Source organism: Pantoea sp. AS142 (assembly GCF_037152305.1).
Lineage (GTDB): Bacteria > Pseudomonadota > Gammaproteobacteria > Enterobacterales > Enterobacteriaceae > Pantoea.
Window position 1 is genome coordinate 225021 of sequence record NZ_JBBCMO010000006.1, and the last position, 13006, is coordinate 238026.

General features: G+C 49.9%; 27 protein-coding genes. 26 read left to right on the forward strand and 1 reads right to left on the reverse strand.

All coding sequences use genetic code 11. The annotated features are described in order from the left end of the window. The first annotated feature begins 19 nt into the window (after positions 1-19). From rplC to rpsQ, 10 genes are read left to right on the forward strand one after another with little or no spacing between them, the layout of a single operon-like run. Positions 20-649 (forward strand): 50S ribosomal protein L3, encoded by a 630-nt coding sequence (gene rplC / locus WFO64_RS13415; protein ID WP_337012452.1) that lies wholly within the window; start codon positions 20-22, stop codon positions 647-649. A 10-nt stretch (positions 650-659) separates the two neighbouring features. Further along, positions 660-1265, forward strand: coding sequence for a 50S ribosomal protein L4 (gene rplD / locus WFO64_RS13420; protein ID WP_003850711.1), 606 nt, complete (start codon positions 660-662; stop codon positions 1263-1265). Then, positions 1262-1564: a 50S ribosomal protein L23 gene (gene rplW / locus WFO64_RS13425; RefSeq protein ID WP_003850708.1), complete on the forward strand. Its 303-nt coding sequence runs from the start codon at positions 1262-1264 to the stop codon at positions 1562-1564. Before rplD ends, rplW begins: the two co-directional genes overlap by 4 nt. A gap of 17 nt (positions 1565-1581) precedes the next feature. Further along, a complete protein-coding gene (rplB, locus tag WFO64_RS13430; protein WP_008927137.1) occupies positions 1582-2403 on the forward strand; it encodes a 50S ribosomal protein L2 in 822 nt (273 codons plus the stop codon). A 16-nt stretch (positions 2404-2419) separates the two neighbouring features. Further along, a complete protein-coding gene (rpsS, locus tag WFO64_RS13435; RefSeq protein WP_001138115.1) occupies positions 2420-2698 on the forward strand; it encodes a 30S ribosomal protein S19 in 279 nt (92 codons plus the stop codon). Between the two features lie 13 nt (positions 2699-2711). Further along, entirely contained in the window at positions 2712-3044 is a 333-nt protein-coding gene (gene rplV / locus WFO64_RS13440; protein WP_046289651.1) for a 50S ribosomal protein L22, read from the forward strand. Positions 3045-3061: 17 nt separating this feature from the next. Continuing rightward, complete coding sequence (gene rpsC / locus WFO64_RS13445) at positions 3062-3760, forward strand: 30S ribosomal protein S3 (RefSeq protein ID WP_008927135.1); 699 nt, start codon at positions 3062-3064, stop codon at positions 3758-3760. Positions 3761-3772: 12 nt separating this feature from the next. Then, positions 3773-4183 carry a 50S ribosomal protein L16 gene (gene rplP, locus WFO64_RS13450; RefSeq protein WP_008927134.1) on the forward strand — a complete coding sequence of 137 codons (411 nt, stop codon included), beginning with the start codon at positions 3773-3775 and terminating at the stop codon, positions 4181-4183. Beyond that, the gene (gene rpmC / locus WFO64_RS13455) at positions 4183-4374 is read left to right on the forward strand and encodes a 50S ribosomal protein L29 (RefSeq protein ID WP_003850146.1); all 192 of its coding nucleotides are present in this window, start codon (positions 4183-4185) and stop codon (positions 4372-4374) included. Before rplP ends, rpmC begins: the two co-directional genes overlap by 1 nt. Next, entirely contained in the window at positions 4374-4628 is a 255-nt protein-coding gene (gene rpsQ, locus WFO64_RS13460; RefSeq protein ID WP_003850147.1) for a 30S ribosomal protein S17, read from the forward strand. Before rpmC ends, rpsQ begins: the two co-directional genes overlap by 1 nt. A 999-nt stretch (positions 4629-5627) precedes the next feature. On the opposite strand, the gene WFO64_RS13465 is transcribed toward rpsQ, so the two are convergent. Then, the gene (locus WFO64_RS13465; protein ID WP_337012501.1) at positions 5628-5870 is read right to left on the reverse strand and encodes a hypothetical protein; all 243 of its coding nucleotides are present in this window, start codon (positions 5868-5870) and stop codon (positions 5628-5630) included. Between WFO64_RS13465 and WFO64_RS13470 the strand changes: the two genes are divergently transcribed. From WFO64_RS13470 to rpsK, 16 genes are all read left to right on the forward strand, one after another. Then, complete coding sequence (locus WFO64_RS13470; protein ID WP_337012495.1) at positions 5793-6020, forward strand: amidohydrolase family protein; 228 nt, start codon at positions 5793-5795, stop codon at positions 6018-6020. The two genes, WFO64_RS13465 and WFO64_RS13470, sit on opposite strands and share 78 nt — an antisense overlap. Before the next feature lie 10 nt (positions 6021-6030). Beyond that, on the forward strand, positions 6031-6168 hold the full coding sequence (locus WFO64_RS13475; protein ID WP_337012454.1) for a hypothetical protein: 138 nt from the start codon (positions 6031-6033) through the stop codon (positions 6166-6168). Between the two features lie 364 nt (positions 6169-6532). Next, positions 6533-6904, forward strand: coding sequence for a 50S ribosomal protein L14 (gene rplN, locus WFO64_RS13480; protein ID WP_006120590.1), 372 nt, complete (start codon positions 6533-6535; stop codon positions 6902-6904). Between the two features lie 10 nt (positions 6905-6914). After that, positions 6915-7229, forward strand: a complete 315-nt coding sequence (gene rplX / locus WFO64_RS13485; RefSeq protein WP_003850150.1) for a 50S ribosomal protein L24 — start codon at positions 6915-6917, stop codon at positions 7227-7229. Between the two features lie 14 nt (positions 7230-7243). Continuing rightward, the gene (gene rplE, locus WFO64_RS13490; protein ID WP_003850155.1) at positions 7244-7783 is read left to right on the forward strand and encodes a 50S ribosomal protein L5; all 540 of its coding nucleotides are present in this window, start codon (positions 7244-7246) and stop codon (positions 7781-7783) included. 14 nt (positions 7784-7797) lie between these two features. After that, positions 7798-8103: a 30S ribosomal protein S14 gene (rpsN, locus tag WFO64_RS13495; RefSeq protein ID WP_008927132.1), complete on the forward strand. Its 306-nt coding sequence runs from the start codon at positions 7798-7800 to the stop codon at positions 8101-8103. Positions 8104-8135: 32 nt separating this feature from the next. Continuing rightward, entirely contained in the window at positions 8136-8528 is a 393-nt protein-coding gene (gene rpsH, locus WFO64_RS13500; RefSeq protein WP_003850158.1) for a 30S ribosomal protein S8, read from the forward strand. Between the two features lie 13 nt (positions 8529-8541). Continuing rightward, the gene (rplF, locus tag WFO64_RS13505) at positions 8542-9075 is read left to right on the forward strand and encodes a 50S ribosomal protein L6 (RefSeq protein ID WP_013359237.1); all 534 of its coding nucleotides are present in this window, start codon (positions 8542-8544) and stop codon (positions 9073-9075) included. 9 nt (positions 9076-9084) lie between these two features. Further along, positions 9085-9438 (forward strand): 50S ribosomal protein L18, encoded by a 354-nt coding sequence (gene rplR / locus WFO64_RS13510; protein WP_003850163.1) that lies wholly within the window; start codon positions 9085-9087, stop codon positions 9436-9438. Positions 9439-9452: 14 nt separating this feature from the next. Beyond that, complete coding sequence (gene rpsE, locus WFO64_RS13515; RefSeq protein WP_337012456.1) at positions 9453-9953, forward strand: 30S ribosomal protein S5; 501 nt, start codon at positions 9453-9455, stop codon at positions 9951-9953. 5 nt (positions 9954-9958) lie between these two features. After that, positions 9959-10138, forward strand: coding sequence for a 50S ribosomal protein L30 (rpmD, locus tag WFO64_RS13520; RefSeq protein WP_031376672.1), 180 nt, complete (start codon positions 9959-9961; stop codon positions 10136-10138). 3 nt (positions 10139-10141) lie between these two features. After that, complete coding sequence (gene rplO / locus WFO64_RS13525) at positions 10142-10576, forward strand: 50S ribosomal protein L15 (RefSeq protein WP_003850168.1); 435 nt, start codon at positions 10142-10144, stop codon at positions 10574-10576. 7 nt (positions 10577-10583) lie between these two features. Continuing rightward, positions 10584-11915 carry a preprotein translocase subunit SecY gene (gene secY, locus WFO64_RS13530; protein WP_337012459.1) on the forward strand — a complete coding sequence of 444 codons (1332 nt, stop codon included), beginning with the start codon at positions 10584-10586 and terminating at the stop codon, positions 11913-11915. A gap of 32 nt (positions 11916-11947) precedes the next feature. Next, complete coding sequence (gene rpmJ, locus WFO64_RS13535) at positions 11948-12064, forward strand: 50S ribosomal protein L36 (RefSeq protein ID WP_010252805.1); 117 nt, start codon at positions 11948-11950, stop codon at positions 12062-12064. Positions 12065-12210: 146 nt separating this feature from the next. Continuing rightward, the gene (gene rpsM, locus WFO64_RS13540; protein ID WP_003850176.1) at positions 12211-12567 is read left to right on the forward strand and encodes a 30S ribosomal protein S13; all 357 of its coding nucleotides are present in this window, start codon (positions 12211-12213) and stop codon (positions 12565-12567) included. A 16-nt stretch (positions 12568-12583) separates the two neighbouring features. Next, complete coding sequence (rpsK, locus tag WFO64_RS13545) at positions 12584-12973, forward strand: 30S ribosomal protein S11 (RefSeq protein ID WP_004160563.1); 390 nt, start codon at positions 12584-12586, stop codon at positions 12971-12973. Positions 12974-13006: the final 33 nt, after the last annotated feature.

Genomic DNA, 13006 nt, shown 5'->3' on the forward strand with positions numbered 1-13006 from the left:
CGATTAAGAGGTTGAAACAATGATTGGTTTAGTCGGTAAAAAAGTGGGCATGACCCGCATCTTCACTGAAGATGGCGTTTCTATCCCCGTCACCGTAATCGAAGTTGAAGCGAACCGCGTTACCCAGGTCAAAGGTCTGGAAAACGATGGTTACCAGGCAATTCAGGTTACCACCGGTGCTAAAAAAGCAAACCGTGTGACCAAACCTGAAGCTGGTCATTTTGCTAAAGCTGGCGTTGAAGCTGGCCGTGGCCTGTGGGAATTCCGCACTGCTGAAGGTGACGAATACTCTGTGGGTCAGAGCATCAGCGTTGAGATTTTCGCTGAAGTTAAGAAAGTTGACGTAACCGGTACCTCTAAAGGTAAAGGTTTCGCCGGTACCGTTAAGCGCTGGAACTTCCGTACCCAGGACGCTACTCACGGTAACTCCTTGTCTCACCGCGTTCCGGGTTCTATCGGTCAGAACCAGACTCCGGGCAAAGTGTTCAAAGGCAAGAAAATGGCAGGTCAGCTGGGTAATGAGCGCGTAACCGTTCAGAGTCTGGACGTAGTACGTGTTGACGCTGAGCGCAACCTGCTGCTGGTTAAAGGTGCAGTTCCCGGTGCTACCGGTAGCGACCTGATCGTTAAACCAGCTGTGAAGGCGTAAGGGGATAGCAATGGAATTAGTATTGAAAGACGCGCAGAGCGCGCTGACTGTTTCCGAAACTACCTTCGGTCGTGATTTCAACGAAGCGCTGGTTCACCAGGTTGTTGTTGCTTACGCATCTGGCGCCCGCCAGGGTACTCGTGCGCAGAAAACTCGCGCCGAAGTAACCGGTTCAGGCAAAAAGCCATGGCGTCAAAAAGGCACCGGCCGTGCGCGTGCAGGTTCTGTAAAGAGCCCAATCTGGCGTTCAGGTGGCGTGACCTTTGCTGCGAAGCCGCAGGACCACAGTCAAAAAGTTAACAAAAAGATGTACCGCGGCGCGCTGAAAAGCATCCTGTCCGAACTGGTACGTCAAGATCGTCTGATCGTTGTCGAATCATTTGCTGTAGAAGCACCGAAAACCAAGCTGCTGGTACAGAAACTGAAAGACATGGCTCTGGAAGACGTGCTGATCATCACTGGTGAACTGGATGAGAATCTGTTCCTGGCTGCGCGTAACCTGTACAAGGTTGATGTGCGTGATGCATCCGGTATCGACCCAGTTAGCCTGATCGCCTTCGACAAAGTCGTTATGACTGCTGATGCAGTTAAGCAAGTTGAGGAGATGCTGGCATGATCCGTGAAGAACGTCTGCTGAAAGTACTGCGCGCGCCGCACGTATCTGAAAAAGCATCTAGCGCGATGGAAAAAACCAATACCATCGTTCTCAAAGTTGCTAATGACGCGACCAAAGCAGAGATCGTTGCTGCTGTTGAGAAACTGTTCGAAGTAGAAGTTAAAGACGTAAACACCCTGGTAGTTAAGGGCAAAGTTAAGCGTCAAGGACAGCGTATCGGTCGTCGTAGCGACTGGAAAAAAGCTTACGTCACCCTGAAAGAAGGCCAGAATCTGGACTTCGCTGGCGGCGCTGAGTAAGTCGGAGGAGAAAGACAATGGCAGTTGTTAAATGTAAACCGACATCTCCGGGTCGTCGCCATGTAGTTAAAGTGGTAAACGCGGAGCTGCACAAGGGCAAACCATTTGCCCCGCTGGTAGAAAAAAACAGCAAATCCGGTGGCCGTAACAACAATGGTCGTATCACTACCCGTCATATTGGTGGTGGTCACAAGCAGGCTTATCGTATTGTTGACTTTAAACGCAACAAAGACGGTATCCCGGCAGTTGTTGAACGTCTTGAGTACGATCCGAACCGCTCTGCGAACATCGCACTGGTTCTGTACAAAGACGGCGAACGCCGTTACATCCTGGCCCCTAAAGGCCTGAAAGCCGGCGACCAGATTCAATCTGGCGTTGATGCTGCGATCAAAGCAGGTAACACTCTGCCGATGCGTAACATCCCGGTGGGTTCAACCGTGCATAACGTAGAAATGAAACCGGGCAAAGGCGGTCAGATTGCTCGCTCAGCCGGTGCTTACGTGCAGATCGTTGCACGTGAAGGTTCTTACGTTACCCTGCGTCTGCGTTCAGGTGAAATGCGTAAAGTCGAGTCTGACTGCCGCGCAACACTGGGCGAAGTCGGCAACGCTGAGCATATGCTGCGCGTTCTGGGTAAAGCTGGTGCAGCCCGTTGGCGTGGTGTTCGTCCGACCGTTCGTGGTACCGCGATGAACCCAGTTGATCACCCGCACGGTGGTGGTGAAGGTCGTAACTTTGGTAAGCACCCGGTAACTCCGTGGGGCGTTCAGACCAAAGGTAAGAAGACCCGTAGCAACAAGCGTACTGATAAATTTATCGTACGTCGCCGTAGCAAATAATATTAGAGGATAAGCCATGCCACGTTCTCTCAAGAAAGGTCCTTTTATTGACCTGCACTTGCTGAAGAAGGTAGAGAAAGCGGTGGAAAGCGGTGACAAGAAGCCTTTGCGCACTTGGTCCCGTCGTTCAACGATCTTTCCTAACATGATCGGTTTGACCATCGCTGTCCATAATGGTCGTCAGCACGTTCCTGTCTTTGTTTCCGACGAAATGGTTGGTCACAAACTGGGTGAATTCGCGCCGACACGTACTTATCGCGGTCACGCGGCTGATAAAAAAGCCAAGAAAAAATAAGTAGGAGGAAGAGATGGAAACTATTGCTCAACATCGCCATGCTCGTTCTTCTGCCCAGAAGGTACGCTTGGTTGCGGACCTGATTCGCGGTAAGAAAGTGTCGCAGGCTCTGGATATTTTAACCTACACCAATAAGAAAGCGGCTGTACTGGTTAAGAAGGTCCTGGAATCTGCCATTGCTAACGCCGAACACAACGATGGCGCTGATATCGACGATCTGAAAATCACGAAAATTTTCGTAGATGAAGGTCCGACCATGAAACGCATTATGCCGCGTGCCAAAGGTCGTGCAGATCGCATCCTGAAGCGCACCAGCCACATTACTGTGGTTGTGTCCGATCGCTGAGACTCTGGAGACTAGCAATGGGTCAGAAAGTACATCCTAATGGTATTCGCCTGGGTATTGTAAAACCATGGAACTCTACCTGGTTTGCGAACACCAACGAATTCGCTGACAACCTGGACAGCGATTTTAAAGTACGTCAGTTCCTGACAAAAGAATTGGCTAAAGCATCTGTCTCTCGTATCGTTATCGAGCGTCCAGCGAAGAGCATTCGTGTGACTATTCACACCGCTCGTCCGGGCATCGTTATCGGTAAGAAAGGCGAAGATGTAGAAAAACTGCGCACGGTCGTCGCGAAAATCGCTGGCGTTCCTGCACAGATTAATATCGCCGAAGTCCGCAAGCCGGAACTGGACGCGAAACTGGTAGCTGACAGCATCACTTCACAGCTGGAGCGTCGTGTTATGTTCCGTCGTGCTATGAAGCGTGCGGTTCAGAACGCCATGCGTCTTGGCGCGAAGGGGATTAAAGTTGAAGTTAGCGGCCGTCTGGGTGGCGCTGAGATCGCACGTACCGAATGGTATCGTGAAGGTCGCGTGCCATTGCACACACTGCGTGCTGACATTGACTACAACACCTCTGAAGCGCACACCACTTATGGTGTAATCGGCGTTAAGGTATGGATCTTCAAAGGTGAGATCCTGGGTGGTATGGCTGCTGTTGAACAACCGGAACCGGCTGCTCAACCTAAAAAGCAGCAGCGTAAAGGCCGTAAGTAAGGAGAGTCGCTGATGTTACAACCAAAGCGTACGAAATTCCGTAAGGTGCATAAAGGCCGTAACCGCGGTCTGGCTGCGGGTACGGATGTCAGCTTCGGTACTTTCGGTCTGAAAGCTGTTGGCCGTGGTCGTCTGACTGCTCGTCAGATCGAAGCAGCACGTCGTGCTATGACCCGTGCAGTTAAGCGTCAAGGTAAGATCTGGATCCGAGTATTCCCGGACAAACCGATTACCGAGAAGCCGCTGGAAGTGCGTATGGGTAAAGGTAAGGGTAACGTAGAGTATTGGGTTGCCCTGATCCAGCCTGGTAAAGTCCTGTATGAAATGGACGGCGTACCAGAAGAGCTGGCCCGTGAAGCATTCAAGCTGGCAGCAGCAAAACTGCCTATCAAAACCACCTTTGTAACTAAGACGGTGATGTAATGAAAGCAACTGAGCTGCGTGAAAAAAGCGTTGAAGAGCTGAACACTGAGCTGCTTAATCTGCTGCGTGAGCAATTTAACCTGCGCATGCAGGCAGCATCTGGCCAACTGCAGCAGACTCATCTGCTGAAACAGGTTCGCCGTGATGTTGCACGCGTTAAGACTTTACTGACTGAGAAGGCGGGTTCGTAATGACCGATAAAATCCGTACTCTGCAGGGTCGTGTAGTAAGTGACAAAATGCAGAAATCTGCAGTTGTTGCTATCGAACGTTTCGTGAAACACCCGATCTACGGCAAATTCATTAAACGTACGACCAAGCTGCACATCCATGACGAGAACAATGAATGTGGAATTGGTGACGTGGTTGAAATCCGCGAATGCCGTCCACTGTCCAAGACTAAATCCTGGACCCTGGTTCGCGTAATCGAGAAAGCGGTTCTGTAATAAGAATTGTTTTTTCTGAGGAAACCCTCTGCTTCGGCAGGGGGTTTTTTTTTGCCTCTTACTCATACCTGATCCATTGTGCCTGTGACCATGCAGGTTTGATGTTGCTCAAAAATTTAATGGCTTGCGAGGATTAAGCTGCGACTCTTCAGGCTATGTAGCCTGGAAGGGCCGGACTATAGATGCCGCATTTATCATAACTGTACAAGGAAATGTGCCGTGAAAATGGAGAGTCATGACCGCTTACGCCGGTCAATGTTGAAATTACTACTGTTAGCTGTATTACGAGCTATTACCTACTATTAGCTTAGCCAAAAGTTTGCCGCTACTATCATGTCGCACACAACCACAACACACAGGCAATAGCATGGAACGAACTCTGTTACTAAACAACGCCGGATGCGTGGTCTGCATGGATGTCGACAGTTGGGATATATTCAATACAAGCATTCTGAACAAATGAAATCAGATCGTGGCGTTAGGGGAAGCAGGCTCGATACCCGATAGCGCGGATGAGATTATCGGTCTGCTAAGCCACATTGTTATTCAGGGTCTAATCAATACGCATCATCACATGTAACAGAGTCTGACCCGCACGATTCCTGCAGTACCAAATGATGAGTTTTTTAACTGGCTGACCTGCCTTCACCCACTGTGGCAGAATCTGACGCCCGAGATGAGTCATATCTCCACGCCGATCTTAATGGCCGGGTTAATGTTCTTTGGCTGCACCACCATCAATAACCACCTTTGTGCCTACTCTAATGGCTGTAAACTTAACGACCCATATTGATGAAACTGCAGTCTTAATGGGCATGGTTTCCATGCGAGCCGGGGCAGCATGAGCGTTAGTAAATCCCTGGGTGGCCAGCCGCCCGACGCACTGGTAGAGAATAAAGCCGCAATTATGATAGACACGCAGCCTGTGTGATTCAGTACTGCCACGATGAAAGTCACATTTCGATGTTACGTATCGTGATTGTGTCATGTGCGCCGTGCTCACTCAGTCGTGAGCTGATGAAGCAGTCCGTTGCGCTGGCATGCAGCTTCAACGTTTCTATGCATCCCCATCTGGCGGAGAATAAACAGCATATGTGGCATAGCCGCAAAAAATTCATATGACACCAGCGCAGCATGTTGATGACCTCGGCTGGGTTGATTGGAATGTGTGGCACGTACTGGGTCAAACTGGATCAGCATGGTATTGAGTTTTTTGCGCACACCAGGGCTGGCGTCGCGCATTGTCCATGCTCAAACATGCGGCTTGTCTCGGGAATTGCGCCGTTACGGCATATGTGTGATGCCGGCGTACATGTCGGTATGGGTGAAGATGGCTTAGCCTCGAGTGGCTGTTCAGATATGATGGCTGAAGTATGTCAGGTACTGGAGTAAGTGGGCGAAAATGCTTAACCGTAATGATGTGGGTGCCATTGCGCCAGGCATGATGGCAGATCTTGCCATCTTTGACCTGAATCGCATTGATCTTGCCGGGGCAGGGCACGATCCGGTCGCCGCCTTTGTGTTCTGTAATCCGGGATAGGTTGCTTAATATCATTAACGGAAAAGTCAGGGGGCGTGATGAAAAACTGGCCGGAATTGAACTACCAGCCTTGCTGCGGCAGCATCACCACCTGGCCATTAAACTTGGCTGGTTGAGTCAGAATGACACTTTATTTGGGAAGCGACGAAAAATAAGACAGATTACATTTGCTACTGTTCGCACTATTCCCTAGAATACGCCCTCCCTGTCATCAGGGGAAATCAGCGGCTCGATTGAGAGCCGTTTATTTTTTCTACCCATCTGTGAGAACCGGTGTTACAATGCCGCGCCCTCAATTATGGGGCTTTCTAACGACCTGAGGTTTAGGTCCCGAAGTAGTAGTTGACATTAGCGGAGCACTAAAATGATCCAAGAACAGACTATGCTGAACGTCGCCGACAACTCCGGTGCACGTCGCGTAATGTGTATCAAGGTTCTGGGTGGCTCGCACCGTCGCTACGCAGGCGTCGGTGACATCATCAAAGTTACCATCAAGGAAGCAATTCCTCGTGGTAAAGTCAAAAAAGGTGATGTCCTGAAGGCGGTAGTGGTGCGCACCAGGAAGGGTGTTCGTCGCCCGGACGGTTCTGTCATTCGCTTCGATGGTAATGCATGCGTTATTCTGAACAATAACAGTGAGCAGCCTATCGGTACGCGTATTTTTGGGCCGGTAACTCGTGAACTTCGTACTGAAAAGTTCATGAAAATTATCTCTCTGGCACCAGAAGTACTCTAAGGAGCGAACAATGGCAGCTAAAATCCGTCGTAACGACGAAGTTATCGTGTTAACCGGTAAAGATAAAGGTAAGCGCGGTAAAGTTAAGAATGTCCTGTCTTCTGGTAAGGTCATCGTTGAAGGTATCAACCTGGTGAAGAAACATCAGAAGCCGGTTCCGGCTCTGAACCAACCAGGCGGCATCGTTGAAAAAGAAGCTGCTATTCAGGTTTCTAACGTTGCACTGTTCAACGCGGCAACTGGTAAGGCTGACCGTGTAGGCTTTAGATTCGAAGACGGCAAAAAAGTCCGTTTCTTCAAGTCTAACAGCGAAACTATCAAGTAATTTGGAGTAGTACGATGGCGAAACTGCATGATTACTACAAAGACGAAGTAGTCCAGAAACTCATGACAGAGTTTGGCTACAATTCTGTCATGCAAGTCCCTCGGGTCGAGAAGATCACCCTGAACATGGGTGTTGGTGAAGCGATCGCTGACAAGAAACTGCTGGATAACGCAGCAGCTGACCTGGCAGCAATCTCCGGTCAAAAACCGCTGGTCACCAAAGCACGCAAATCAGTTGCAGGCTTCAAAATCCGTCAGGGCTATCCGATCGGCTGTAAAGTAACTCTGCGTGGCGAGCGCATGTGGGAGTTCTTTGAGCGTCTGGTCACCATTGCTGTTCCACGTATCCGTGACTTCCGTGGCTTGTCCGCTAAGTCATTCGATGGTCGTGGCAACTACAGCATGGGTGTACGTGAGCAGATCATCTTCCCAGAAATCGACTATGACAAAGTCGATCGCGTTCGTGGTTTGGATATCACCATTACCACTACTGCGAAATCTGATGATGAAGGCCGTGCTCTGCTGGCTGCCTTTGACTTCCCGTTCCGTAAGTAAGGTAGGGTTACTTAATGGCTAAGCAATCTATGAAAGCACGCGAAGTTAAGCGTGCAAAATTAGCAGACAAATTCTTCGCTAAACGCGCTGAACTGAAAGCGATCATCTCTGATGTGAACGCTTCCGACGAAGACCGTTGGGATGCTGTTCTGAAGCTGCAGAGTCTGCCGCGTGATTCCAGCCCTTCACGTCAGCGTAACCGCTGCCGTCAAACAGGTCGTCCGCACGGTTTCCTGCGGAAGTTTGGGTTGAGCCGTATCAAGGTCCGCGAAGCCGCCATGCGCGGTGAAATCCCGGGCCTGAAAAAGGCTAGCTGGTAATTGTCACCAATTGAATCACGGGAGTAACACAGATGAGCATGCAAGATCCGATCGCGGATATGCTGACCCGTATCCGTAACGGTCAGGCCGCGAACAAAGTTGCGGTCACCATGCCTTCCTCCAAGCTGAAATTGGCAATTGCCAACGTTCTGAAGGAAGAAGGATATATTGAAGATTTCAAAATCGAAGGCGACATCAAGCTGGAACTGGAACTTACTCTCAAGTATTTCCAGGGTAAAGCTGTTGTAGAAAGCATTCAGCGAGTAAGCCGTCCTGGTCTGCGCATCTATAAGAAAAAAGATGAGCTGCCAAAAGTAATGGCTGGTATGGGCATCGCTGTAGTTTCTACATCCAAAGGTGTCATGACTGATCGTGCAGCGCGCCAGGCAGGTCTTGGTGGCGAAATTATCTGCTACGTAGCGTAATCGGAGGATACATATGTCTCGTGTTGCTAAAGCACCTGTCGTTGTTCCTGCCGGCGTAGAGGTAAAACTCGACGGTCAGGTAATTTCGATTAAAGGTAAAAACGGCGAGCTGACTCGTACTATCAATGATGCTGTTGAAGTTAAGCATGCTGACAACGCTTTGACTTTCGCCCCGCGCGAAGGTTTCGTTGACGGCTGGGCGCAGGCGGGTACTTCTCGCGCGCTGCTGAACGCAATGGTTATCGGTGTTACCGAAGGCTTCACTAAGAAGCTGCAGCTGGTTGGTGTAGGTTATCGTGCAGCCGTTAAAGGCGACGTGGTTAACCTGTCTCTGGGCTTTTCTCATCCAGTCGATCACCAGCTGCCCGCAGGTATCACTGCAGAATGTCCAACTCAGACTGAGATCGTGCTGAAAGGTGCTGATAAACAGTTGATTGGGCAGGTTGCAGCGGATCTGCGCGCCTACCGTCGTCCTGAGCCTTATAAAGGCAAGGGTGTCCGTTACGCCGACGAAGTCGTGCGTACCAAAGAGGCTAAGAAGAAGTAAGGTAACACTATGGATAAGAAATCTGCTCGTATCCGTCGTGCGACCCGTGCACGTCGCAAGCTCAAAGAGCTGGGTGCTACTCGCCTGGTGGTACATCGTACCCCGCGTCATATTTACGCACAGGTAATCGCCCCGAACGGTTCCGAAGTTCTGGTCGCTGCTTCTACTGTAGAAAAAGCTATCACTGAACAACTGAAGTATACCGGTAATAAAGAAGCCGCAGCTGCAGTAGGTAAAGCTATCGCAGAACGCGCAATCGAAAAAGGCATCACTGGTGTTTCTTTCGACCGTTCCGGTTTCCAATATCATGGTCGCGTCCAGGCACTGGCAGATGCTGCCCGTGAAGCTGGCCTTCAGTTCTAAGGTAGAGGTCTAAGATGGCACACATCGAGAAACAAGCTGGCGAACTGCAGGAAAAACTGATCGCGGTAAACCGTGTTTCTAAAACTGTTAAAGGTGGTCGTATCTTCTCCTTCACAGCACTGACTGTGGTAGGCGATGGTAATGGTCGCGTAGGTTTTGGTTACGGTAAAGCGCGTGAAGTTCCGGCAGCGATCCAGAAAGCGATGGAGAAAGCCCGTCGCAACATGGTTAACGTCGCGCTGAACAACGGCACCCTGCAGCACCCAGTTAAAGGTGCACACACGGGTTCCCGCGTGTTTATGCAGCCGGCTTCAGAGGGTACCGGTATTATTGCCGGTGGTGCAATGCGCGCCGTTCTGGAAGTCGCTGGAGTTCATAACGTACTGGCAAAAGCCTATGGTTCTACTAACCCGATTAACGTGGTTCGTGCAACTATCGACGGCCTGGGCAATATGAAATCTCCGGAAATGGTCGCTGCTAAGCGTGGTAAATCCGTTGAAGAAATTCTGGGGTAATCACGATGGCTAAGACTATTAAAATCACTCAAACCCGTAGTGCTATTGGCCGTTTGCCTAAGCATAAAGCCACTCTGGTTGGCCTGGGTCTGCGTCGTATTGGCCACACCGTTGAGCGTGAAGACACGCCTGCAGTTCGCGGTATGGTTAACGCGGTTTCCTATATGGTTAAAGTGGAGGAGTAAGAGATGCGTTTAAATACTCTGTCTCCGGCCGAAGGGTCTAAGCACGCTACCAAGCGTCTGGGTCGTGGTATCGGTTCTGGCCTCGGAAAAACTGGTGGTCGTGGTCACAAAGGTCAGAACTCACGTTCTGGCGGTGGCGTACGTCGCGGTTTCGAAGGTGGTCAGATGCCTCTGTACCGTCGTCTGCCGAAGTTCGGTTTCACCTCTCGCAAAGCAATGATCACTACAGAGATTCGTCTGTCTGATCTGGCGAAAGTTGAAGGCGGTATCGTCGACCTGAACGCGCTGAAAGCAGCCAACATTGTCGGTGTTCAGATTGAATTCGTTAAAGTAATTCTGTCTGGTGAAGTTTCTACACCGGTAACGGTTCGCGGTCTGCGTGTCACCAAAGGTGCTCGTGCTGCAATCGAAGCTGCTGGCGGTAAAATCGAGGAATAAGTAGCAGATGGCTAAACAACCGGGATTAGATTTTCAAAGTGCCAAAGGTGGCCTTGGTGAGCTGAAACGCAGACTACTGTTTGTAATTGGCGCACTCATTGTCTTCCGTATTGGCTCTTTTATTCCAATCCCTGGTATTGATGCCACTGTACTTGCCAAACTGCTTGAGCAACAGCGTGGCACCATTATTGAAATGTTCAACATGTTCTCTGGTGGTGCTCTCAGCCGTGCTTCTATTTTCGCACTGGGCATCATGCCGTATATATCGGCATCGATTATCATCCAGTTATTAACGGTGGTTCATCCAGCGTTAGCGGAAATTAAGAAAGAAGGGGAAGCTGGCCGTCGTAAGATTAGCCAGTACACCCGATACGGTACGTTGGTATTGGCCATATTTCAGTCTATCGGTATTGCAACCGGTCTGCCGAATATGCCAGGGATGCAAGGTCTGGTAATGAATCCAGGCTTTGCTTTCTACTTTACCGCTGTTGTGAGTCTGGTCTCGGGAACGATGTTCCTGATGTGGCTGGGCGAACAGATTACTGAACGTGGTATCGGTAACGGTATTTCGATCATTATCTTCGCAGGTATCGTTGCGGGTCTCCCGCCGGCCATTGGCCATACCATCGAGCAAGCGCGGCAAGGCGACCTGCACTTCCTTCTGTTGCTGTTGGTTGCAGTACTCGTATTCGCAGTGACCTTCTTTGTTATTTTTGTTGAACGTGGTCAACGCCGCATTGTGGTGAACTACGCAAAACGTCAACAGGGTCGTCGCGTTTACGCTGCACAGAGCACACATTTACCGTTGAAAGTGAATATGGCGGGCGTAATTCCGGCCATCTTTGCTTCCAGCATTATTCTGTTCCCGGCAACGATTGCATCGTGGTTTGGGGGTGGAACCGGTTGGAACTGGCTGACAACAATTTCGCTGTATTTGCAGCCAGGACAGCCGCTTTATGTGCTACTCTATGCGACTGCAATCATCTTCTTCTGTTTCTTCTATACGGCGTTGGTTTTCAACCCACGTGAAACAGCAGATAACCTGAAGAAGTCTGGTGCATTCGTACCGGGAATTCGTCCGGGAGAGCAAACGGCGAAGTATATTGATAAAGTAATGACACGTTTGACCTTAATCGGCGCTCTATACATTACTTTTATCTGCCTTATCCCGGAGTTCATGCGTGATGCGATGAAGGTTCCCTTCTACTTTGGCGGTACATCACTGCTTATCGTAGTTGTCGTCATCATGGACTTTATGGCTCAAGTGCAAACTCTGATGATGTCGAGTCAGTACGAGTCGGCACTGAAGAAAGCTAACCTGAAAGGCTACGGCCGTTAATTCAGTTGGTTGAGAAGTTACGGAGAGTAAAAATGAAAGTTCGTGCTTCCGTCAAGAGATTATGTCGTAACTGCAAAATCATTCGTCGCGACGGTGTCGTGCGTGTGATCTGCAGTGCCGAGCCAAAGCATAAACAGCGCCAAGGCTGATTTTGTCACATATTTTTCTTGCAAAGTCGGGTTGAGCTGGCTAGATTAGCCAGCCAATCTTTTGTATGTCAGTGCGTTTCCATTTGAGTATCCTGAAAACGGGCTTTTCAGCATGGGACGCGCTTGTTTAATTATAGGAGTGCATAGTGGCCCGTATAGCAGGCATTAACATTCCTGATCAAAAACATACCGTTATCGCATTAACTTCGATCTTCGGTATCGGTAAAACTCGTTCAAAAGCCATCTGCGCTTCAACGGGTATTGCTGAAAATGTTAAGATCAGTGAGCTGTCTGAAGAACAAATTGATCAGCTGCGTGATGCAGTTGCGAAATTCGTTGTAGAAGGTGATCTGCGCCGTGAAATCACCCTGAGCATCAAGCGTCTTATGGACCTTGGTTGCTACCGTGGTTTGCGCCATCGTCGTGGTCTTCCGGTTCGCGGTCAGCGTACTAAGACCAACGCACGTACCCGTAAGGGTCCGCGTAAACCGATCAAGAAATAATCGGGGTGAGTAAATAATGGCAAAGGCACCAGTTCGTGCACGTAAGCGTGTAAGAAAACAAGTCTCAGATGGCGTGGCTCATGTCCATGCTTCTTTTAACAACACCATCGTTACCATTACTGATCGTCAGGGTAACGCACTGGGTTGGGCAACCGCCGGTGGTTCCGGTTTCCGCGGTTCACGTAAATCCACTCCGTTTGCTGCTCAGGTCGCTGCAGAGCGCTGTGCAGAAGCGGTAAAAGATTACGGAATTAAGAATCTGGAAGTTATGGTAAAGGGTCCGGGTCCAGGTCGCGAATCTACCATTCGTGCTTTGAACGCCGCTGGTTTCCGCATCACTAATATTACTGATGTGACTCCGATCCCTCATAACGGTTGTCGTCCGCCGAAAAAACGTCGCGTATAACGCCCGTTTTTTTAGGATAGTTGGAGAAAGAAA

Coding starts and splice junctions, on each gene's coding strand:
- rplC (WP_337012452.1), top strand. CDS start 20: ATGATTGGTTTAGTCGGTAAAAAAGTGGGCATGACCCGCATCTTCACT.
- rplD (WP_003850711.1), top strand. CDS start 660: ATGGAATTAGTATTGAAAGACGCGCAGAGCGCGCTGACTGTTTCCGAA.
- rplW (WP_003850708.1), top strand. CDS start 1,262: ATGATCCGTGAAGAACGTCTGCTGAAAGTACTGCGCGCGCCGCACGTA.
- rplB (WP_008927137.1), top strand. CDS start 1,582: ATGGCAGTTGTTAAATGTAAACCGACATCTCCGGGTCGTCGCCATGTA.
- rpsS (WP_001138115.1), top strand. CDS start 2,420: ATGCCACGTTCTCTCAAGAAAGGTCCTTTTATTGACCTGCACTTGCTG.
- rplV (WP_046289651.1), top strand. CDS start 2,712: ATGGAAACTATTGCTCAACATCGCCATGCTCGTTCTTCTGCCCAGAAG.
- rpsC (WP_008927135.1), top strand. CDS start 3,062: ATGGGTCAGAAAGTACATCCTAATGGTATTCGCCTGGGTATTGTAAAA.
- rplP (WP_008927134.1), top strand. CDS start 3,773: ATGTTACAACCAAAGCGTACGAAATTCCGTAAGGTGCATAAAGGCCGT.
- rpmC (WP_003850146.1), top strand. CDS start 4,183: ATGAAAGCAACTGAGCTGCGTGAAAAAAGCGTTGAAGAGCTGAACACT.
- rpsQ (WP_003850147.1), top strand. CDS start 4,374: ATGACCGATAAAATCCGTACTCTGCAGGGTCGTGTAGTAAGTGACAAA.
- WFO64_RS13470 (WP_337012495.1), top strand. CDS start 5,793: ATGTGTGGCACGTACTGGGTCAAACTGGATCAGCATGGTATTGAGTTT.
- WFO64_RS13465 (WP_337012501.1), bottom strand. CDS start 5,870: ATGCGCGACGCCAGCCCTGGTGTGCGCAAAAAACTCAATACCATGCTG.
- WFO64_RS13475 (WP_337012454.1), top strand. CDS start 6,031: ATGCTTAACCGTAATGATGTGGGTGCCATTGCGCCAGGCATGATGGCA.
- rplN (WP_006120590.1), top strand. CDS start 6,533: ATGATCCAAGAACAGACTATGCTGAACGTCGCCGACAACTCCGGTGCA.
- rplX (WP_003850150.1), top strand. CDS start 6,915: ATGGCAGCTAAAATCCGTCGTAACGACGAAGTTATCGTGTTAACCGGT.
- rplE (WP_003850155.1), top strand. CDS start 7,244: ATGGCGAAACTGCATGATTACTACAAAGACGAAGTAGTCCAGAAACTC.
- rpsN (WP_008927132.1), top strand. CDS start 7,798: ATGGCTAAGCAATCTATGAAAGCACGCGAAGTTAAGCGTGCAAAATTA.
- rpsH (WP_003850158.1), top strand. CDS start 8,136: ATGAGCATGCAAGATCCGATCGCGGATATGCTGACCCGTATCCGTAAC.
- rplF (WP_013359237.1), top strand. CDS start 8,542: ATGTCTCGTGTTGCTAAAGCACCTGTCGTTGTTCCTGCCGGCGTAGAG.
- rplR (WP_003850163.1), top strand. CDS start 9,085: ATGGATAAGAAATCTGCTCGTATCCGTCGTGCGACCCGTGCACGTCGC.
- rpsE (WP_337012456.1), top strand. CDS start 9,453: ATGGCACACATCGAGAAACAAGCTGGCGAACTGCAGGAAAAACTGATC.
- rpmD (WP_031376672.1), top strand. CDS start 9,959: ATGGCTAAGACTATTAAAATCACTCAAACCCGTAGTGCTATTGGCCGT.
- rplO (WP_003850168.1), top strand. CDS start 10,142: ATGCGTTTAAATACTCTGTCTCCGGCCGAAGGGTCTAAGCACGCTACC.
- secY (WP_337012459.1), top strand. CDS start 10,584: ATGGCTAAACAACCGGGATTAGATTTTCAAAGTGCCAAAGGTGGCCTT.
- rpmJ (WP_010252805.1), top strand. CDS start 11,948: ATGAAAGTTCGTGCTTCCGTCAAGAGATTATGTCGTAACTGCAAAATC.
- rpsK (WP_004160563.1), top strand. CDS start 12,584: ATGGCAAAGGCACCAGTTCGTGCACGTAAGCGTGTAAGAAAACAAGTC.